General features: G+C 56.2%; 18 protein-coding genes and 1 tRNA gene. 7 read left to right on the forward strand and 12 right to left on the reverse strand.

Annotation, left to right across the window (positions count from 1 at the left end; all coding sequences use genetic code 11):
- Positions 1 to 129 precede the first annotated feature (129 nt).
- A tRNA-Ile gene (locus H4J77_RS01915) sits at positions 130 to 206 on the forward strand.
- Positions 207 to 308: 102 nt separating this feature from the next.
- On the opposite strand, the gene H4J77_RS01920 is transcribed toward H4J77_RS01915, so the two are convergent.
- Genes H4J77_RS01920 through H4J77_RS01930 form a run of 3 tightly spaced genes read right to left on the reverse strand, consistent with a single transcriptional unit; the run spans position 309 to position 3,917 of the window.
- On the reverse strand, positions 309 to 1,238 hold the full coding sequence (locus tag H4J77_RS01920; protein WP_123891456.1) for an FAD:protein FMN transferase: 930 nt from the start codon (positions 1,236 to 1,238) through the stop codon (positions 309 to 311).
- On the reverse strand, positions 1,222 to 3,435 hold the full coding sequence (locus H4J77_RS01925) for a PepSY domain-containing protein (RefSeq protein ID WP_182246817.1): 2,214 nt from the start codon (positions 3,433 to 3,435) through the stop codon (positions 1,222 to 1,224). The genes H4J77_RS01920 and H4J77_RS01925 overlap by 17 nt, the downstream gene beginning before the upstream one ends.
- A gap of 14 nt (positions 3,436 to 3,449) precedes the next feature.
- Positions 3,450 to 3,917: a DUF2271 domain-containing protein gene (locus tag H4J77_RS01930; RefSeq protein ID WP_123891454.1), complete on the reverse strand. Its 468-nt coding sequence runs from the start codon at positions 3,915 to 3,917 to the stop codon at positions 3,450 to 3,452.
- A gap of 411 nt (positions 3,918 to 4,328) precedes the next feature.
- Between H4J77_RS01930 and H4J77_RS01935 the strand changes: the two genes are divergently transcribed.
- The 6 genes from H4J77_RS01935 to H4J77_RS01960 all read left to right on the forward strand — a co-directional run bounded on the left by H4J77_RS01935 (position 4,329) and on the right by H4J77_RS01960 (position 11,577).
- Entirely contained in the window at positions 4,329 to 5,144 is an 816-nt protein-coding gene (locus tag H4J77_RS01935) for an ABC transporter substrate-binding protein (RefSeq protein WP_182246819.1), read from the forward strand.
- Between the two features lie 227 nt (positions 5,145 to 5,371).
- A complete protein-coding gene (locus H4J77_RS01940; RefSeq protein WP_123890263.1) occupies positions 5,372 to 6,625 on the forward strand; it encodes a ferric reductase-like transmembrane domain-containing protein in 1,254 nt (417 codons plus the stop codon).
- A gap of 156 nt (positions 6,626 to 6,781) precedes the next feature.
- Positions 6,782 to 7,699, forward strand: a complete 918-nt coding sequence (locus H4J77_RS01945) for a LysR substrate-binding domain-containing protein (RefSeq protein ID WP_123890265.1) — start codon at positions 6,782 to 6,784, stop codon at positions 7,697 to 7,699.
- A 76-nt stretch (positions 7,700 to 7,775) separates the two neighbouring features.
- On the forward strand, positions 7,776 to 8,132 hold the full coding sequence (locus tag H4J77_RS01950; RefSeq protein WP_177412344.1) for a hypothetical protein: 357 nt from the start codon (positions 7,776 to 7,778) through the stop codon (positions 8,130 to 8,132).
- 87 nt (positions 8,133 to 8,219) lie between these two features.
- Positions 8,220 to 9,170 (forward strand): sodium-dependent bicarbonate transport family permease, encoded by a 951-nt coding sequence (locus H4J77_RS01955; protein ID WP_182246821.1) that lies wholly within the window; start codon positions 8,220 to 8,222, stop codon positions 9,168 to 9,170.
- Positions 9,171 to 9,525: 355 nt separating this feature from the next.
- Positions 9,526 to 11,577, forward strand: coding sequence for a TonB-dependent receptor (locus H4J77_RS01960; RefSeq protein ID WP_182246823.1), 2,052 nt, complete (start codon positions 9,526 to 9,528; stop codon positions 11,575 to 11,577).
- Between the two features lie 81 nt (positions 11,578 to 11,658).
- Here H4J77_RS01960 and H4J77_RS01965 read toward each other — a convergent pair whose 3' ends face one another.
- The 9 genes from H4J77_RS01965 to H4J77_RS02005 all read right to left on the reverse strand — a co-directional run bounded on the left by H4J77_RS01965 (position 11,659) and on the right by H4J77_RS02005 (position 21,021).
- The gene (locus tag H4J77_RS01965; RefSeq protein WP_182246825.1) at positions 11,659 to 12,798 is read right to left on the reverse strand and encodes a DUF1624 domain-containing protein; all 1,140 of its coding nucleotides are present in this window, start codon (positions 12,796 to 12,798) and stop codon (positions 11,659 to 11,661) included.
- Between the two features lie 138 nt (positions 12,799 to 12,936).
- Positions 12,937 to 13,416: a nucleoside 2-deoxyribosyltransferase gene (locus tag H4J77_RS01970; RefSeq protein WP_182246827.1), complete on the reverse strand. Its 480-nt coding sequence runs from the start codon at positions 13,414 to 13,416 to the stop codon at positions 12,937 to 12,939.
- A gap of 19 nt (positions 13,417 to 13,435) precedes the next feature.
- A complete protein-coding gene (locus H4J77_RS01975; protein WP_182246829.1) occupies positions 13,436 to 14,002 on the reverse strand; it encodes an NTP transferase domain-containing protein in 567 nt (188 codons plus the stop codon).
- A gap of 29 nt (positions 14,003 to 14,031) precedes the next feature.
- Positions 14,032 to 14,325, reverse strand: a complete 294-nt coding sequence (locus H4J77_RS01980; RefSeq protein ID WP_123890277.1) for a putative quinol monooxygenase — start codon at positions 14,323 to 14,325, stop codon at positions 14,032 to 14,034.
- The gene (locus H4J77_RS01985) at positions 14,326 to 15,510 is read right to left on the reverse strand and encodes an XdhC family protein (RefSeq protein WP_182246831.1); all 1,185 of its coding nucleotides are present in this window, start codon (positions 15,508 to 15,510) and stop codon (positions 14,326 to 14,328) included.
- A 38-nt stretch (positions 15,511 to 15,548) separates the two neighbouring features.
- Positions 15,549 to 16,775, reverse strand: a complete 1,227-nt coding sequence (locus H4J77_RS01990; RefSeq protein ID WP_182246833.1) for a cytochrome c — start codon at positions 16,773 to 16,775, stop codon at positions 15,549 to 15,551.
- Positions 16,776 to 16,787: 12 nt separating this feature from the next.
- Positions 16,788 to 18,971 carry a molybdopterin cofactor-binding domain-containing protein gene (locus tag H4J77_RS01995; protein WP_182246834.1) on the reverse strand — a complete coding sequence of 728 codons (2,184 nt, stop codon included), beginning with the start codon at positions 18,969 to 18,971 and terminating at the stop codon, positions 16,788 to 16,790.
- Positions 18,972 to 18,983: 12 nt separating this feature from the next.
- On the reverse strand, positions 18,984 to 19,436 hold the full coding sequence (locus tag H4J77_RS02000; RefSeq protein WP_123890285.1) for a (2Fe-2S)-binding protein: 453 nt from the start codon (positions 19,434 to 19,436) through the stop codon (positions 18,984 to 18,986).
- Between the two features lie 331 nt (positions 19,437 to 19,767).
- Entirely contained in the window at positions 19,768 to 21,021 is a 1,254-nt protein-coding gene (locus tag H4J77_RS02005) for a hypothetical protein (RefSeq protein WP_182246836.1), read from the reverse strand.
- Between the last annotated feature and the right edge of the window lie 177 nt (positions 21,022 to 21,198).

Raw genomic sequence — 21,198 nt, forward strand, 5'->3', positions numbered from 1 at the left:
GGTTTACCAGGCAAGGGTATTAGACTAGCCCTTCATTGCCAGCCGATGCATTTTCCTCCAGCTTCCTGCAACGCATGCCTAGTCAGAGGCCATCTCAGCCCGTATAATTCCGCCCTGCTATAAGCACGTGGGCCTATAGCTCAGTTGGTCAGAGCAGGCGACTCATAATCGCTTGGTCGTAGGTTCAAGTCCTACTGGGCCCACCATTTCTTTGCTGTGCGCTTCAAGTGTTGATGCTGGAGCTATCGTTATCAGCCCCCTCCAACGGATTGCCATCTCGACCCGCACACCCTCACGTCCTACTCGCCTTAAAGACCAACCGTTACCTCACGCAGCTCAGCGCCGTCACGCACTACAAAAATAGCACTCAAGCCCTGCGCTTTAGCCATCAGCCTACCGCGCTCCAGCCCCTGCACCAGCAATGCGGTGGCCCATGCGTCGGCATACATGCAGCTGGTGCAAAGGACGGAGACAGAGGCAAGATCAGAAGCCAGAGGTGCGCCAGTTTTAGGATCCATCGTGTGCGAAAAGACCACGCCATCACGCTCACGCCAGTGCCGGTAATCCCCGGAAGTGGCGATCGATGTATTGCTCAGCTCGAGGGAGCCAAGCACCTCGCGACGCCCCTTGATGGGCTTTTCCAATGCTACACACCAGTCCCGGCTATCGGCCTTTACTCCGCTGGCACGCATCTCGCCATCGATGCCGACCAGGTAGGACTCAATAGCATGACGATCCAGACAACGCGCCAACTGATCCACGGCGAAACCTTTGGCGATACCGTTAAGGTCCAGAGTAATAGGTGCATGCTTACGTACACGGCTATTGTCGGGATCTATTTCCAGAACGTCGCCCGCGCCAGCCTGCCGGCCTGGCAAGTTTAATGATGGAGCTTGCGGGCCAAAGCCGCAGGCACTGACCAACGCACCTACGCCTATCTCAAAAGCGCCTTCGGACTCTTTGCTTATAAGCAGGGCACTGCTCAGCACCCAGATCAACTCATCAGAAACAGCAAGCCACTGGCCGCAGTCCGCCCCATTAAGTCGCATCAGCTCGGAATCAGGCTTCCATGTCGACATTTGCTGATCGACCTTATCTACCGCCTGTTGCAGGTCAGTCGTCACGGCACTCGAATCAAATCCACTGGCCGCATACAGCACTGCCGTGTAGCGGGTGCCCATGGTTGAACCAGCGAGGCTATAGCGCTGCAGAGAGTCATGCTCAGTAAACGTCTTCACGATAGCGCCCCTGCAGTCGAAGTTGTTCAATACTCAGGCCAAGCTGCTGCAACATCGGCTTGAGCGCCAGCCGCACCCCCTCCGCCATCTCTCGAGAGCCACATACCAGCACCTGCGCGCCCTGCTTCAATAGCAGCACAAGCTCCCCAGCATCCTGCTGCAAACGATCCTGTACATACATTGGCTGGGCCGCTTGTGAAAACGCCAGGCCTAGCTGCGTCAGTCGCCCGTCAGCCAGGTACTCATTCAACTGTGCCTGATAGAGAAAGTCCGACTGGGCATTGCGCCCACCCCAGTAGAGATAAAGCGGGCGTTGATGGGTATTTTTGCGAACAAACCCAATCAAGGGTGCCAGCCCGGTACCCGCGCCAACCAAAATGACCGGATGCCGGCCAGCTGACGGGCGAAACTCGGGGTGCGGCTGAATAACGCCTTCGATGCAGTCGCCTACCTGCAACCCATGCAACATCGGCGAGCACAGCCCAGCGGGATGCTTGCGTACACAGACTTCCAGTACGCCATCTTCATCACTGCTGGCAATCGAGTAGAGTCGGGGCGCCAGATCGCTACCCGGGCGGATAGACAACAGGTCGCCTGGGGCATAGCGGCTAGCCGGATTGCGGACCAAGAACAACCCGTATGATCGCCGCAACGGCTTAACACCGAAGCGCAAGATAGCGGCTGGCGACTCGCTATCCTCACCGAACAGCTCTCGACTCAGCAGCTCCAGTTGTTGCCCGGTTTCAGGCGGCGTCTGCTCAGTGAAGTGCAGATCCACACGTAATTTTTCACCAAGCGCCCTCGCCCACTGGTTAAGCTCACTCAATGCGTTGCGATCAATACAGTGCAGAGGCAGCAGCGGCCTCAAGCCACGTTGCTGCAGCTGATGTTCAACTTCCTGTGCGTAGCCGCAGAAATGTTCAAACTGGGAATTACCAAAACCGACCACTGCAACCTGTAGCTCCGGCCCTAGCTTGCTAAGCGACAGACGACCCAGGAACGCACTGGCAGACTCCGGCGCCTGACCATCACCGTAAGTAGAGGTAAGCACCAGCAGCTGCTTGGCACCGGGATAATGCGGTTGCAGCTGATTCATGTTGGCACAATGTACAGCCAGCCCGTTGCTCGATAACTGCTGGTGAAGCTGACGCGCATAACGCCAGGTTGTACCACCCTGACTACCGACCAAGAGAATCACTTGTGCCTGATCGGCAGGGGCGTTATCCGATAGCACGCGGGCCATGCGCTTGCGATGCCACCAGGAGAGCAGCCCGAAACCGCTGAGCAACAGCAGGCACAGACTGGCGCCAGCAAGAAAAAAGGTCCAGATCGGCGAGTGCGCGCCGGTGTGCAGCTCATACAGATTCTCGTACAGCCGTTTCGTAAAGCCATGCTCCTGATAGCTGATCCACTGGCCGGTACTCGCGTCCACAAAGCCGTCGCCCGATGCGGTGCGTAGCGTATAAAAATTGGCTTGCAGGGGATCAAAGGGGAATTCCAGTTCGCGTAGATCCTGCAGATCCAGATTGCGCAGTGCAGGCAGGCTGCCGATTTCGGCAGCGGGAGCAGAATAGCCAGCGGCTGGATAGACAGGCGCAACATCCTGCCCATCGTCGACCATACCCACGCTAATTGCTGCAAGATAAAGCCCGCTCACCGCCAAAATCGCCAGTACCGGCAGCGTCCAGCGTGACAAGACCAGATGCCAGTAAAGCAGACCGCCCCTATCAGGTACGGGTCGCAGCAGTTGCCGCCAGCCACCCAGGCGACGCGCCAGCAACCAGCACCCTGTGACCACCAGTATCAGCAATGCCAGCGCAGCCATGCCACTCAGCCAGCGGCCCGGCTCACCAAGTAACAACTCACGGTGCAGATTTCGCACCCACGACAAAAAGACGGAAGGCTGGTAGGGGCCCATAACCAAGCCGGTAACAGGATCAGCGATCACCGTATCGCTTTCGGTTGCATTGCTGAATATGACGCGCAGCTCGCCGCTAGGCGCACGCTCTATGCGCTCAATGCCCTGCACCTGCCCGGCAATTCGCTCGACAACCTCTGCCACGTTCTGACCGGCAGATGGCGCAACCTGGAAGTGCTCATAAAGAGTTCCAGTAGATAGCACCAGGCCAGTAGCTGCCGAGACCATAAGCAGGGCACCAAGGACCAGGCTGAGTACAACATGGGTGCGTTGCAGCATGCGTGGCCTCCTGGTCAAAACTGATAGCTGAAACTGTCGACATAGCCCTGCGAGCTGCCGACCACATCCGTCGCCTGCCCGGTAAGCGGCACTTGGATCTCGGCACGATTGTCGCGCTTATCTTCAACGGCACTATCGATGCGGATTTCATAACCTGCATCAATCAACGTATCCGACAGCTCGACAGACACTTGCAGTGTCTCGCCACTGCCAACGCTTGCACCGGTCAACCCATCGAACTCAGCGGCGTTACTACCGCCACGAACCCAGTCACGCAGGTGTTTGTAATACTTGGCCTTACGGCCAGACACCCAGAGTGTGCGCTGGTAGTTACCCTGCGCGTCGGTGACATAGATAGCCAGATAGGCGTCATTGCCTCGATAGTCTTTAAGGGTGGTTTGCAAGGTAATTTCGCGGGCCTGCGCCAGCGCTGGCAATGCCGCCAATCCCGCTAACGCGAGCGTACAAGTCATCTTTTTCATGCTGAGCCTCCAGTTTGGATGGCTCAAACTAACCGCAAAGCCTTAAGTCAAGCTGAACGCCTAAAAGCACTGACTTAAGGACAACTTAAGACTCCTGTGGTTTGCAGTACTTCATCAAGGATAAGCAACCAGACTGGCGGCGCATCGCTTGAGGTTGCGTGGAACCTGAACTGGCTTTTTAACTGGCACTGTCATTGCGGCCAATGGGCTACGTTAGCGGTTAACAAAACACGTCCATTCTCTTGGTTGGCGAATGGCCTGTGCCGCCCGGCATCTACTAAAAGTATCTGCTTTACTATAACGATGAACACACAAAGCAGCTGAAGGTATACCTCTCTCGACAACGTGAATTCTGAGCAGCAGCTTGTGCCAGAAGAAGGCCTTGCACACTTTTCCGGAACAGGAAGGTTAATGATCAAACAGATCAGAACCACCGTTCATACAACAGCCTCAAGCATTGGGCGTACCTGTTCGAGCGCTGTCATTGCCTTATGCCTTGCACTAGTTAACAGCGCTTTGGCTCTGGGGGCACCGCAGGTTCTGGTTATAGCTACCAGCGAGCTGCCCCCCTTCGTCAGTGCTGAGCCTCGTGAAAGCTTTCTTACCGAGCTGCTGCCGGAAGTAGCGAAGGAGATGGACGTAGTATTCGAGTTCCGTTTTATGCCTTGGCCACGCTGTGAGCTAGCCGTCGATACGCTAAAGGCGTGGGCTACCATGCCCTACGTGCCCACACCTGAACGTAATAAAAAATTTCTATTCTCAGAACCTCTGTACACCAAGCGCACCGTGCTGTTTCACTACAGCGACGATGAGCCACGGGTACCTATGACGTTCTGTCACTTGAACGAGCTTAGTCCGCACAGGATAGGTGGCGTACGCGGCTACTACTATCTGGACAGGTTCGCTCGAGCCGGGCTCAGATTGGAGCTAACCAACAGTGAAGAGTTGAGTTTCAGGAAGCTGCGTGCAGGGCGGGTCGAACTGGTACCGGCAGTGGAGTCGGTCGGCTGGAATATCATACGCAAGACCTTCCCCCCAGAGGACCATGCAAACTTTTATGTTCTGGATACCCCCTTGAATGTGGGTTACAACTATCTGATGACATCTCTTAATTACCCGGAGGCTCCGCAATTACTCGAGAGATTCAATACAGCCCTGAAAACACTGCGCGATAATGGTGTTTACGACACGATAGCGCTGCGCCACGGCTTAACAGGCAGCAACTAGCCCTGATATCCGGATGAACCGAGAGTCCCACCATGGGACCAACGCATTCAGCAAACTCACTAGCGGTTTGATCACCTCCCCCCCAAATCTTCCTATACCACCAGCCGGGATATGACCTGAGTCAACAACTCTGCAGGCCGTTACTGATGGAATGCCGACCGCTCTGGAATGCGGGTTATAGACCGCCTTCCAATTCCCCCGACTAGATTTCGACTGGAGATCCTACCTTGAAAACCTGGCACTGCATCGTGGGCATACTGCTGATCACCACACTCACTTTGCTGCTTGAAATACCCAGCGATACCTGGCTTACCTCAGCCACTCTGAGCATGATCCTCGGCGCAGCGGCACTGGCCTACATGGCGGTATCATGCTTGCTTGCCAGCCGCTGGCGAGCGGTTGAGAACGTTTTTAGCGGTCTTGACCGTGTCTATGAAACGCACAAATGGCTGGGCGTTTGGGCGCTTATTTTTGCCACGTATCACTTCGTATTCAAAGCCAACCTGGATGTGTGGAACAGCGTACCTATCCTGGAGCTGCCCAAATACTGGACCCGTTTGGTACGCCAGCTGAGCTATGTCGCACTGGGTCTGATCGTTCTGCTGGCGTTGAATCGCAAAATCCCTTACAGCCAGTGGCGCTGGTGGCACAAGCTTTCCGGGCCGCTATTCCTGATAGTGATTCTGCACTGGCTAAGCTTCAAATCACCCATCACCCTCGCCAGCCCCTCAGGCATCTGGTTAACGCTTTTGTGCAGTGCAGGCGTATTGGCAGCCCTATACAAGCTAGTGCTTTACCCCTTCGTTGCGCGCGCTGGCGAGTACCGGGTGATCGCCGTTTCTACGGACAAAGGTGCCCTGCATTTAACTCTGGAACCGATAAACAAAAAATTCGACTTCAAAGCCGGCCAATTTGCTTTTATTGCGATGCAGCAAAAAGGCTTGCGTGAACCCCATCCCTTCACCATCGCCAGTGCGAACGCTGCAAACGGACAGGTCGAATTTGTGATCAGAGGGCTGGGGGATTACACCAAAAAACTCTGCGCGAGCGCCAAAGTAGGTATGCATGCTGACCTGTATGCGCCATACGGACGCTTTAAGCGACAGGCCAAGGCCGAGCGCGAAATCTGGATCGGTGCTGGCGTGGGCATTTCGCCTTTTATTTCCTGGCTGCAGGACACGGACGTCAAAGACTTCGAGAAAGCAACGCTGGTCTATTGTTTTAATCCCGGACGCGCCTTTCCTCCGGCGGACCAACTGCAAGCTATGGCCACATTGCGTGGCGCTCACTTTGTCAGCAACCCCAGTGGTATGGAGTCGATAGCCGAGGTATTAGGTCAAGCAGTGGCAAACACCGAACCGCACAAGGTTCATGTCAGCTTCTGTGGCCCCCAGGGGTTATTGGTCAAGGTACGCCAGCTAATGATTAGTCACCAGATTCCACAGCAAAACCTGCACAGCGAGCTTTTCGATTTTCGCTAGCGTGCAAGAGGCTAACCGGCAAAACGATGAGGGTTGCGCACAAAAGCGCTAGGATACGGATATTGTGGATCCTGCGGATCAGCGCGCGTCACCCTCTCGAATGGCCGATCAAGGTAGCCTTATGAATACCGGCACTAGCGCAAGTGGAGCCAAGACATGAACCGCCTTAATCTTCGCCATCTCCAGTATTTCTGGATGATCGCGCGTAGCGGTTCGATCGTGCGAGCGGCAGAGAGCATGAACCTTTCACCGCAAACCTTGAGCGGACAACTGGCAACGCTTGAGGCGGACTTGGGCAATGCGCTGTTCAGGCGTACTAATCGCTCTCTGCAACTGACCGAATTCGGCCAGACAGTGTTTGCCTACGCCGACGACATCTTTCAGACGGCACAGGCCCTGGACGAAGTCATTCAGCAGCCGCCCGAGGAGCGTCCACTCAACTTGTCGGTAGGTGTCGCCGCCTCTATTCACAAACTCATTGCCTACCATCTCACCGCTCCAGCGTTAGCACTATCAAGGGAAGTCCACCTGCGCTGTCAGACCGGGGAAACCAATCAGCTTCTCAAAGCGCTTGGCCAGCGCGACTTGGATGTACTCTTGACCGACCGGCAACCGGATTTCAAGGATGCAGGCCAGTTCCGAGCGCACCGACTGGCAAGCTCATCTATCTCACTATTTGCGGCCCCGACGCTAGCGAGCAAGCTCAAGCCGGGCTTTCCTGCCAGCCTGGATCATCAGCCGTTTTTAACCACGTCTCTGAATGCACCTTACATCAACGAGCTGATGAACTGGTTCGCGGCGCAACGCATCCAGGTCAAGGTCGTCGCCGAAGTCGACGATAGCGCATTGATCAAAGTGTTCGGCCGCGAGGGCATCGGCTACTTTGCCGCGCCCACGGTCATTCAGCATGAGGTGTGTCGACAATACGAGGTTGAGTGCATCGGCTCGATTGAGCAAGTCAGAGAGACGCTATATGCCATTACGCGGGCGCGAACCGGACACAATATTGCCATCCAGGCACTGCTGATGGAACGTGCAGAGCTTGACGATAGCATCGAAAAAACCGAACTATAAAACAGATTTAACGCTGTTTATTTCGACCTATCATTGCCTGACTATACAACTGTCTTCAACAGCAGGGAGAAAGGCCATGAAAACCATTCACCAGTATCAGCTCGAAAGCGACAAACAGGTCAGCACTCTCGCTTTACGCGATGGATACCGGATCGTACGCTGCGAGTATGTGGTTGCGCAGAAACGGGTTTATCTTTGGGTCGAGGAACCGCTGAGAATTGATCTGCCGGTTACCGAGCACCAGTTCATGGTAGTTAGCTCAGGCGATCCGGTACCGGTCAGCTATAACCACGTGGATACGGCCCTGGACCCTTTTGGTCCGCAGGCATTCCACGTCTATGAAGTGATAGCGCCTGCAGAAGCAACCACCAGCCGCACCCGCAAACCCTTTGACCCTTTAGTCTTTGGCACTGTTGAGAGGCAGCATGCTTGAGACTAGCCAGGTATTGACCAGAGCCCCGTTAAGGGGCTCTTTTTTGCCTGTACGTTAACCTTTACTTCATCGACTGGAACGCGGCCCATGCCCGATATCATTGTGATGTTTTTCCTGCTTGGCCTGATCGCTGGCTCATTGCGCTCGGACCTGGCCATTCCCAAGGCCGTCTATGACATTCTGTCCTTGTTGCTGATGCTCACCATTGGCCTGAAAGGCGGTATGGCACTGTACGGCAAGTTGCACTGGTCTTTATTGTCGGAGGTGCTGGCAGTCACCGCACTCGGCTTCCTGATTCCGCTGCTGCTTTATCCCATGCTGCGCTACCTGGTTAAACTCAAGATCGCCGACGCGGCCAGTTTTTGTGCGCACTATGGTTCGGTCAGTGCCGGGACCTTCGCCGTGGCATTGGCCTGGACCGAGTCGCGCGGTCTGGCAACCAGTGGCCAGGTCACGCTTTACCTGGTGCTATTGGAGTTGCCAGCCATCATTACCGGTTTATGGCTCTACCGACGTTTCAGCCCATCGGCTGGGCAAGCAGACGCGGCCAAAACTACGCCGCTATGGCAAGAAACGCTCACCAACCGCAGCGTGATACTGCTGGTGGGTGGCGTGGTGATCGGCCTGCTCTACGGTAAGGACAACGGCAGCCAGGTGACCGGAACACTGACCAGTGCCTTCGCGTTGATCCTCGCACTCTTCTTGCTTGAAATGGGACTGGTGGCAGCTGAAACCCTGCGCAAGGTTCAGCTGCGTCATTGGCGCGTCATTGCCTTCGCCCTGTGTATGCCCACCGTGCTGGCGCTACCGGGCTTGCTAACCGGTATGGCGTTGGGACTGGCGCCAGGCACCACTGTCGTCCTGGCCACGCTGACTGCTAGCGCATCCTATATCGCAGCGCCGGTCGCAGTACGCCACGCGATAGCCGACGCGGATATCGGACTGGTCATGCTGGCTTCGCTCGGCATTACATTCCCATTCAACGTACTAGTAGGTATCGAGCTATATGCCTGGATGCTTACTGTTTTAAGCACCTAAGATAGCTGACCAGGCAAGCGCCAGCCTAAGTGGGCTGCGCGCTTGCCACCGCACCACCACCCAATAACCTGGGCCACCGACAAGGCCCGACGAACTTACCCACAGCGATAATCGACGCCCCGCCCTACCAAAAAGACTCTTGGATTTCCCGTATTCCTCTATTGGTAATAGATCCCGTTGCTGCCCAGCCAGCCAGCCTTGCGCCTCTTGGATCAAAAAAAGTGCCAATCATCCACTCCTGCTCAGATCAGCCAAGCACTTTTGGCTAATAAAATCGCGACTCAAAACGTTATGATATAACAACGCAATACATGTAAGATTGGCGCGATTTAAAACGACCAGAATAGGAAAAAGCATGAAAGTAGTATCTACCTCGCTCGCTGTGATCACCGCGCTCTTAAGCACTGCAACGGTGAAGGCTCAATCTGCCGACTCGACGATTACGCTCGGAGGGCTTTATGTCACAGCAAAATCCAGCGGCCCCCTGCGTACCGACAGCATCATGACGTCAGTCGACATCATGGGCGCAGAACAGGTCGAAGATAAGAATGTGAGCAACAGCTGGGAGCTGCTGGGACAGATGCCCGGTATTCAACTCACGGAGACGGGGCAGGGCGCGGAGTCAGGCAAGGCTACGTTTCGCGCATTCAACGGCGAGGGCTATATCAATGGCATCAAGGTACTGATTGATGGCATCCCCAGTAACGTAAACAGCGGCAATCAGCGCTTTATCGATATGGTTTTCCCGCTGGATATCGACCTGATTGAAGTCGTCCGCGGCACCAATGATCCGCGCTACGGGCTGCATAATATCGGCGGCAACATCAACTTCGTCACGCGTCAGGGCGGCAACTATACCGACGGCAGGGTCACCTACGGCAGCTTCAATACTCGTGAGTTCCAGTTGGCGCTGGGCCATGGGGACGGTAACTTTGCTCAGAATTACTTTCTGGCGAAACAGGATAGCGACGGCTTTCGCGATCATAGTGAATCAAACAAATACTCACTGGGTGGCAAGTGGTTTTATACCGATGATACCGATACCTTTACTGCCGGGCTGAGCGCTCGCCTCTATCATCACCAGGCGCAGGAGTCAGGCTTTCTGACCGCGCAACAATTGCATGCCAGCAGAACTCAATCGCCGGACAAGAACGCCAATGATGGTGATGACCGTGATATGAAACAGCTGAGCGCTGATATCACCTGGCAGCTGAACGACGACCTCAGCTTGAGTAACAAGCTGTACTTTAATAGCTACGATGACGACCGAACCATCACCTTCACCGACTACCCTCTCGGGAATGCCCCACGCCAGCGTCGGCAATGGAATGAAAAGCAGACAGGTGTATTAAGCACCCTGACGTGGCGCGCCAACGACGTGATCGCACTGGAAGGCGGGATAAACTATGAGCACCAGGACAACGAATATCGTCGTTATCGTTATAACTTTAGCCTACCGACTGATTTCGATGCAGCACCTGCACGCACCCAAAACGATGATAGCTACACGCTGCATAACCTTGGTGGCTACGCACAGGCGATCATTGAGCCATTCGACTCATTGAAAATCATCCCGGCCTGGCGCGTAGACCGGTTTTCCGGCAGTACACATCTGCCCAACAACGTAAATGCTTCGTTGCAAGACTATGGCTGGATCCAGCAACCAAAGCTCAGCGTCATCTACAGCATCAGCGATGATGTCAGCGTATACGCCAATTGGGGCCGTACCTTCCAGGTCCTGACCGGCTCAACTGCCCCAGCCTATATGACGGCAGGACAAACCCGCTTCAAGCCGTCCATCAACACCGGTAAGGAGCTGGGCATCAAGTTCAGTCCGGCAGCCAATACCGATGTACGGGTTGCGGTTTGGCAGCAAGATGCAACTGACGAAGTCGCCAACATGCCCAGTACCGGTACCACCGTTGGGTTAGGTGAAACCCGCAGACGCGGCCTTGACCTGCAGATCAACAGCCGCTTGACCGACCAGTTAACGGTCTGGGCTTCACACGCGATGCAGGAAGCGAAAGTAGTCAGTGCCTACACTGCGGGGGGAGATTCACTGGCGGGCAAAGAGGTCTTCTCCACTCCCTGCTACATAAGCAACCTGGGACCCGACTATCAGTTTAATGACCGCTGGCAGTTTGGTATGCAAGCCAGGGCACAGGGCGACTACTACATTGACGAACGCAACGAGCAAGGCAAGTACGGTGGCTTTGCGGTGCTGGACGCAAGCACTAAGTACCAGCTTACCGATACGCTGAGCCTTGGCTTACAGCTCAAGAACCTGACCGATCGCGAGTACGAATACGTGTGGTACGACAACTTCTTCTGGGGTGGCGACGATCAGCCCATGTTCTCGCCAGCACCGGGGCGGTCCGGCTTTGTGTCTGTTGATATGAAGCTCTAACCCCGAACTACCCCCCGCATTTTCATTACCAGTAGCCTGGCAGGCTGCCAGGCTACTCTTGCTCCAAGCAGGAGCAACCCGCTACAAGTATTTCAACCAGCTTATATCGCGCCGACGTGCCTTCAGGCGCGCAAACCACTGTACCGGCGCAAACAGCGCCAAGGCTAGAAACAGCGCCGTCAGCCAGAGCGCCAGCACCGAATCGAAGCTAAAGTACTCACCCTGATTGGCACCGAATATCGCCAAAGCCCCCAGAGACAGCAACTTCAGCACATACAAGTGAAGAAGATAGAAAAACATGGGCGCCGCGCCAAACACCGCTAAGACAGCCACCATGATGCTGTTATTGCGACGCTCAAAGCACGCTAGCAGCAACAGGCCAATTCCCAGCGTGAGCGCCAGAAATAGTAGTGACGGCGGATACTTGGTCATGTTGAAGAAACTCATTAGTGTGATTACCCAAGTACTTCCTTGCGTCCAGGGTTGCTCACCGTAGCCATTAAGCAAACGCAGCGACATAAAGACGAGCAATGCGCAACAACCGCTGGCGAGTAAATAGGCGCGCCGTCGACTAGCCGAGGTTGCCCCACAGAACCAGGGCCCTATCGAGTAACCCAATGCGATCACGCCAATCCACGGCAACAGCGGGTATGAGGTGCGCATGCGCACCTCGTCCGACAACGCAATCCAACCACGATCATGCAAAACGGCCCACGGCAGGTGCATCCAGGAATCGACGGCAAAATGCACTCCATCCAGCAGGTTATGACCGGCAATCAGCACAAAAGCGAGCAACACGAGCAGGCTGCGCGGCAACCAGAGCAGCAACGAGAGCGCCAGCATGCTCAAACCAATTGCCCAGATCACCTGCAGGTAGATGACCGTGGGCGGGAATTGAAAGGTCCAGGCAAACCCCACCAAGGTGAGCTCCAGGACGATAAGAAAAAGCCCGCGCTTGAACAGAAAAGTAGTGACGACAGATTTGCTCTGCTGCTTTTCGCCATAGAGAAACGCTGCCAACCCCGTAAGCAGGATGAATACCGGCGCACACAGGTGCGCCAGCGAACGACTGAAGAACAGCGCGGGATCGGTCTGCATGACATCCATGGGGTCGGATACCTGCATATGCATATAAAAGGTTTCGCGGACGTGATCGAGCAACATCAGGAGAATAACCAGACCGCGCAGAGCGTCGATCGAGAGCAGACGATGGGAAGACATAAAGGACAAGGACACCTAGAAATGAAATATAATAACATTATTATTTCAGCTTTCTATTTGCCTGAACAGCACCAAACCACGGAACGGCCCACAGAACGGTAACCGCTGGCAGGATAACCTTGAGACCTGATACAGGCTTTAACTCAGGTAGCTTGCCAATGCCACGATGGCAACCTCGGCCGACTGGCTAGCACCAGACCAACTGCAAGCCAGCATCAGATTTTTGGGCAAACCAAAGTTCTCGACCTGATAACCTGCCGCGCAGTAGCCGTCAGCATCGTGCGACAGCTGCTCGAGCATTGAGCGGTGATCGGGAAAGTAACCCCACACCGGTTTACCCAGCGCACAGGCGAAACCGATCTCGAACACCGTACCCGAGTCGGGCTCAGCACCACGAAAGTTGTCGAGGTTGGCCAGCACCGCATCGGCGCAGCGGATCTTGTTGAGATTGGCCTGACAAATCCAGCTGGCCATATCCACGACGTCGGCGGGCGGTTGATCATCCAGCGGGTAGAGGCCAATCAACCCGTGCACGGCACAGAGCTGCTTGAGGTATTCGCCACGCTCGATGGCATCAGTACAAAAAACATCAAAACCTGCCAGATAAACCGACTTCACCTACTCTCTCCTCGCCGACTCAAACCTGTTGTTGCGACAGACACCCCAGCGCAGCGGCATCGTCCACATCAATGCACACACCGGGGTCTTGTACCGTCAGCACCCTAACGCGAGCGGGATAACGGCGCACAACATCACGCGCGCCAGCATCACCCTGCACAGCCATCAACTCGGACCAGAACGAGCGTCCAAAGAGTACCGGGTGCCCACGCTGTCCTTGATACACCGGAACTACGATATGCTCGGGGGATGCCATGGCCGCCAGTGCCGCAAAAGTCGCAGGCTGAATCTGCGGCATATCGGCCAGCAGGACCGCCACGGCATCGATATCCGCGGACTGCAGCGCCTGAATCCCAACGACCAGACTGCTGGCCATGCCCTGTTGGCTATTGGCGTTACGCACCACCTTGACCTGCTCGGGTACGCCTAACTCGGCGGCATCATCATCCGCTCGTAGCACCAGAGCAACCTGCGCGAAAGCGCAGAGAGCACGCTGCAAGCTAGTGGCAAGCAACGTATGGCCGTCAGGCAAGAGCGCAACGCGCTTGTCACTGCCAAAGCGCCTGGATTGCCCTGCGGCCAGCATCAGCCCGGCAACACGGGGTGCTGATCGGCTCAGGCTTGAGCGTCCAGCAGCATGACTTCACGCTCGGCGAGCAAACCCTTCAACGCTTCGCCCATGGCCTGATAATGCGGGGCCTGGCGGTGCGCCTCAATGGCCTCCATGCCGGCCCAGTGCTCAACAAACACAAATTTGTGATCTTCACTGCGATCGTGATGCAGCACATAGCCACGGCAACCCGCCTCGGCGCGCGAAGGCTCCACGGCGTTATGCAGGATTTCGGCAACCTTGGCCGCAGCACCATCAACAGCACGCAGCACAGCAACAACAGTAATGGTATCTGACATCTAATAAGTCTCTGTGCGAAGTAATGGGTCAGCTTGCTGCTCAGCGTCGGCGGCAAACTGATGATAGTGAGTAGGTGAAACATCATGAATCGATGACGTGCGCCCCTTGAGCATGCCGCCCTGGCGACCATTGAACACCGCTGTCATCTCGCCAAGAATCGCCATGGCGACGGACTCTGGCGTATCGCCGCCAAGATCCAGACCGATAGGGTAATACAAACGCTCAAGCCCGGGTGCAACGCTACGCTCAGCTGTCATCTCCCGCAATAACCGTTCAGTACGGTCGCGCGGCCCAAGTTGGCCAATGTAGACCGCCTCCGAGGCCAGGGCACAGGCTAACCAGTGGGCATCCTGTTGCAGACTGTGGGTCATGACCGCTACCGCTGCACCTTGCAGCAGAGGTAACGGATCAAAGCGGTCGGTTAACTGGCCATGCAGCACCTGGTCTGCGTCGGGGAAGCGACGGTCACGGGCAAAATGCGCGCGGCTATCGATGACAGTTACGTGCCAGCCCAACAACTTGGCCATGCGCACCAAGGGCTGTGCATCGTGACCACCGCCAAAAATAACCAGTCGCCGTGCGGGCGCGAGATACTCGACCAATACCTGCACCTCACTGCCTGCCTGCTGAAAACGGTGCAGACTGGTCCCGCGCTCGACCAAAGCCTGCTGCAGCGCCTGCTGCACGGGCGCCTGCAAGGCTTGCGGCAGCTGCCCCTCCAGACCGCCATCAGGGTTCAAGAGTTGGCGCTGCCCCAGGTCTGGCGAAGCACTCACCAGGGTTGCCAGTGCCCTGCCCTCACCATCCGCCTGCAGCGCGCGCAAGCCGCGCAACAACACGCGTCCAGCGGGAGCATCTATACGCTCGAAGAGAATATGCACCTTGCCGTTACAGCCAAGCCCGAAGCTGACGGCAACATCGCCGTCCTCCTCGTCATCGGCCGTGCTATAGCTGCGCAGTGCCGGTCCGCTCTCGGTAAGCCACCAGGCGGTGCGCGCCACCTCACTCTCCAGACAGCCACCACTGATGGTGCCTTCAGTCTGTCCCAGCGCGGTAATCAGCATGCGCGCGCCGGGCCGTCGATAGGCGGAGCCCTCAACTTTGACCACGGTCGCCAGCACGGCTTCTTCACCCTGCCCGACAGCCGCATCAACGGCTCGCAACAATTGCTCAACTGCAGCCACTCAATGCCTCCTGCCAGCAAAAACCGATAGCACGCTGATCAATGCCCGGTATTACCGCGCTTGGCGGCAACCTGTTCGGCGCTAACGCTGCCGCCGCTCTGACCGAAATGCTGCAGCACAAAACTGCTAAGCGCGGCCAATTCAGGATCGCTGTAATTCTCGGCAAAGCGTGGCATACGCTGGTCAACCTGCTGCTCCGGGTTACTGTGCCCGGTGAGCAAGATACCTAAAAGGTTGGTAGCCGCCGGATCATTTACCGTTTTCAGCCCCGCGAGTGACGCAATCGGGCTTTGCGTGCCCTTACCATCCCAGCGGTGGCAACTGGCACAAGAGTCGGCAAACACCTTGCTGCCCAGACCGGCTTCTTCAGCGGTCGGCATGCTCAGCTGCTTCACCTCAGGGCGGGCAATACCCGCGCTTTGTGGCTCAGTCGAGAGCAGGTAGGTTGCCATCGCCGACAGATCGCTCTGTTCCAGGTGACGCAGACTATTACTCACCACTTCACCCATTGGGCCAGCGGCGACGCCTTTTCCTGCCGCATGGCCTTTGCTGAAGTAACTCACCAGCTCAGCCTCGCTCCAGGCACCTATGCCATGCACCTCATCCGAACTGATGTTGTAGGCTTGCCAGTCCTGAACCAGGTTGCCAGCCAGCGGCTGACTGCTGTCCAGAGCCTGAAACAGATTACGCGGCGTGTGACACTCGGCGCAGTGGCCCGGCCCCTGAACCAGATAGGCACCGCGGTTCCACTGCTCGCTCTGCTCCGGCTCGGGCTCAAAGCGCTCGTCATCCAGAAACAGCATATTCCAGAAAACCATGCCCCAGCGCTGGTTGAACGGAAAAGACAGGGTGTTTTCCGGCGGCGTGTTCTTGACCGGCTCAAGACTCGATAGATAAGCCTTGATCGCCAACACCTCATCTTCTGGCATCAGCGTGTAGGACGTATATGGAAAGGCCGGATAGTAGTGCTTGCCGTCCTTGCCGACGCCCGAATGCAGCGCGCTGACGAAGTCTTCATCGCTCCAGCTGCCGATACCGGTCTCTTCATCCGGTGTGATATTGGGTGAATACAACGAGCCAAAGGGCAATTTGAATTCCACGCCACCGGCGAAGGGCTTACCGCCGGACGTGGTGTGACACGCTACACAGTCGGCGGCATCGGTCAGGTACTTGCCCCGCTCGATCAGATCCGCGTCAGCCGCGAGTGCGGTGCTCGACAATCCGGCGAATCCAAGACCCATTACAACTAATTGAGTAAAACGCATTGGCCTGTCTCCTTAAACCGGGTAATAGCCGGCACGGCTTAGTGGTAGACGACGCAGACGCGTCCCGGATGCAGCATGCAACGCATTGACCAGAGCTGGTCCAATCAGCGCGGTACCGGTCTCACCGACGCCGCCCGGCGCCTCCAGGCTAGGCACTATGTGGACCTCAACCCCGGGCGCCTCGCTGATGCGCAGCTGGCGGTAATTGTTGAAGTTGCTCTGCTGGACGACGCCCTGCTCAATCAGAATTTCATTGAACATCGAGGCTGACAGACCAAACAGGGTTCCGCCCTCGATCTGCGCGTGCACCGAGGTCGGGTTAGTCACCAGACCGCAGTCGATAGCACTCACCAGACGAGTGATGCGGATTGCCTTGTCGCCGCGCATTTCCATTTCCACCACGGTCGCCACGTAGCTGCCAAACACCGCACTCACCGCAACACCTCGGCCACGACCGGCCGGCAACGCGCTCCCCCAATCCGCCTTTTCGGCAGCCAAACGCAATACGGCCTGCGCACGGGGCTGCTCAGACATCAGACTCAAGCGGTATTCGACCGGATCAGCACCCGCGTTCAGCGCCAACTCGTCGATAAAGCACTCCAGCGCGTAGGTGCTACGCAACGGACCCACGCCGCGCCACCAGGACACCGGGATGACCTTGGGCTCTTCACGCACATAATTGACCAGCAGATTCTGCAGCGAGTAGATAGGCTCAATGGCCACCTCGACCGCATCGGCGTCGATACCGCTCTCAGGCAGACTGCCCATATAGCGACCCAGCACCGATGCGCCAGCTATCCGGTGTTGCCAGCCAACCGGTTTACCATCGGCGTCCAGCGCGGCGGTCAGTCGATCCGCATACTGTGGCCGATAAAGATCGTGGGTCATGTCTTCTTCACGACTCCAGATCAACTTGATCGGGTAGCTGACATGGCGCGCCACATCCACTGCCTGGGTGATAAAGTCATAATCCAGCCGGCGGCCAAAAGCGCCGCCAATCAGCTGGTTATTCACAATGATCTTGTCCGCCGGCAGACCACTGATTTTGGCTGCGGTCTGCTGCGCAAAGACCGGCACCTGAGTACCTACCCAAAGCTCGCAGGCGTCCGGGCGGACATGCACGACACAGGTCATGGGCTCAAGCGGCGAATGCGACAGGAACGCCTGTTCGTACACCGCCTCAAACTGACTGGCAGCGCCCTCGAGTGCTTTGGCGATATCGCCCGTACTATGGGCAACCACACCATCGCGCGAGCTGGCTTGTAGCAGAGCGTCATCCAGCTGAGCTGAATTGATGCTGGCGTGCTCGCCCAGATCCCACTCGACCTTGAGCGCCTTCAGTCCCTTTTGACAGGCCCAGTAATTACTCGCCGTAACCGCTACGGCATTATCCAGCTTGATCACGTCACGCACGCCCGGCACCTTCTTGGCATCAGAGGCATCCAAGCTACTCAGGGTGCCGCCGTAAACCGGGCAGGTCAGCGTAGAAGCAATCAGCATGTCCGGCACGCTCAGATCGATCGTGAACTGCGCCTTGCCGTTGACCTTGTTGGGGGTATCTATGCGCGGTGCCGCGGTGCCCAGCAGGGTGAACTGTTCAGGTGTTTTCAACACCACCTCGGTTGGCAGCGGCAGCTCGCTGGCAGCATCGACCAGTTCGCCGTAACCCAGTTTCTGGTCCGCAGGCCCGAAGACTTCGCCATTGCTGGCGTGGCACTGCGACGCTTCAACGCCCCAGCGCGTTGCGGCCGCCTGAATCAGTAGCAGACGCGCCGTTGCACCCGCTTCGCGCAGCGGCTTCCAGGAGTGGCGGGTCGAAGTAGAGCCGCCAGTCGCCTGAAACTGCATCAGTGAGTCGGCATAGAGCTCGCTATCCGGTGGCGCATCTTCGATGGTGACGGCACTCAGGGGCACTTCCAGCTCTTCTGCAACCATCATCGCAATGCCGGTGTGCGCGCCTTGGCCCATCTCGATCTTGGGCGAAATAACAGTTACCAGACCGTCATGCCCTACCCGCACATAGGCGCCATAAGCGCGGGGCGACTGGTCACCCAATCGGCCAGCCTCGGTGGCCTCGGCAGCTACGCTGCGGGGTGTAAACGCAGGTAGCCAGGTGCTCAGCACCAAACCACCCAATGCTGCACTTGACCCTTTCAGGAAGCCACGCCGTGAGACTGCAAATGTCGATTTACCCATTAGCTATTCTCCTCAGGCTTGGCCGATGTCTTTGATCGCGGCACGAATACGGGTGTAAGTGCCGCAGCGGCAGATATTGCCTGCCATGCCGGCGTCGATATCCGCATCACTCGGAGACGGGTTATGTTGCAGCAGCGCCGTGGCCGACATGATCTGACCAGACTGGCAGTAACCACATTGCACCACCTCGTGTTCCAGCCAGGCCTGCTGGACCTTGGCACCAACCGCATTCTCGGCAATGGCTTCGATGGTTGTCACCGACTTGCCAGCAACGGAGCCAACTGGCAGCACGCAGGAACGCACAGCTTCGCCATCAAGGTGCACGGTACAGGCGCCACATTGGGCGATACCGCAGCCAAACTTGGTTCCGGTTAGCCCCAGCACATCGCGTAACACCCATAGCAAGGGGGTATCGTCCGGAACATCGAGTTGGTGTTGCTCACCATTAATGGTCAACAGATTCATAAAGACCTCATCACGGCACGGAATTAATTATTTTGTTTATACACTCTAGCAGCTGGATCACCACGAGGCGCGATCCGAAGCTGGCTAGTACAGTCACTTTTATCTCAACGTCGAGACAACGAAAGCGCACATAGGCAGCAACATTCATTCGTATGACGTCGAAGTATGGAAAATAAGAGTAGCGTTAATTGCAGGCGGGGCGGTAGAACAATACCCCAAAGCTCTGTGACCTTGGGGAGAAACGCGTGAAGTCCGTGACTAATTCATGCTGAACAGAAGGACGCGAAGAAGGCAGGAAAACCGCACGACACGGTGCGGTTTTCCTGAATACTCAGCGCGCGATAAGTGCGTAAGCGCCATCATTTTGCAAGCGTGCCCACGCATAACCGGCACCAACCGTCACTATGCCGGCGGCCGTTTCACAACTTTGCGGTACGTCAGCTGGCAGGTCAGTCAAATAGCTGCTGTCATAGCTGGCTGCACTGATACAGTCTTCTGCTACGACGGCTTCCCAGCCTTCGGTCTCCGTATTCCAGCGCCCAAGGGTCAAACTCTCTGCTTCCGCCACAGCCGGTAAATTGAACTGCAGGACAAAGTCGTCGCCGCGGGCATCGTCATCCAATATCGAGTTGCTGTTTACGCGATCGCTCGGGAGCGTCACCGGTTGCTTTCCCCTCTCGCTGCCATCACCAAAACTACCGGCAAAACCAACGTCAGCCTGGATATTCTTCATAACACCTTTGGCGCTGCTGTAAGTACCATCCTGCCCCTGGATTCCGCTGACGATCAACACATCAGACTCGGCACCCTCGTAAGGGGGAACCCAACTCAAGGAAACCTGTTTTTTCAGATCGATCGTGGTTTCACGAATCTCGACTTCCTCGTCAGCAGTACCCTGATTGATCAAGCGCACACGCTGGCTGTTGTTCAGATTAGGTGAGTAACTTGCGTGCGGTATGTGCAGGTAACGGAAATAGCGAGCCGCCAGCTCAGCATTGCTTTTTGCCGTGGATACACCGGGCTCAAAATTAGTGGTTCTGGTACGCGTATCGTAGCGGTTGAAAATGGCATTTTCACCATCAAGAATACGTGCCGAAAAACCATTATCCGAGACGCAGGCACTCGTGCGATAGCTTTTGTCGTGCGTCATATTAAGCTGATTACTGGCCGGAATACTGGAGGGGTAAACGATCTTGTCACAGCGCTCAGCCGTGCGCGTAAAACGATCTATCAACTTCCAATCAGGCTGCGCCAGCTCACGCATACCATCCTCGTTACGCGTAATAGTATGAGCTTCATAGTAAGAGCGGTAATCAACCAGGTCGCCTTCGAAGCTCAGGATGGATGCGTTGACATCCAATGTCCCAGAGCTACCGTCGTTGATCTTGACCATGAGCATGTTCTGGATCAATTCGCTCTCGCCATAGCGCGAGTCGTAACCCTTATAAGAAGCGCTGCCACTGACCAGCTCTGTGTAATGCCCACCGTAATAACCGGATACCAGGCTGCGCAGATACTGGTGCTCGTGCCCCGCTACATAGATCACGTCGTTATCGGCGAACAACTGGCGGTAATCGCTATGCACCAGCAAAAACTGCTGATCGCCTTCAGACGTATCGTAAGCCTCTACTACCCGCTCGGGTTCTACCCCGTTTCCACGGACGGTTATAAAACAGCTAAGAGCTTTTGATCCTGCGCAGCAACTCTACGTCGCATCCTAGGATTATGGAACCGCTCGATGTATTCAAATAGGTCTGCTCTT

This window comes from Pseudomonas sp. 5Ae-yellow, from assembly GCF_014077575.1.
Lineage (GTDB): Bacteria > Pseudomonadota > Gammaproteobacteria > Pseudomonadales > Pseudomonadaceae > Halopseudomonas > Halopseudomonas neustonica.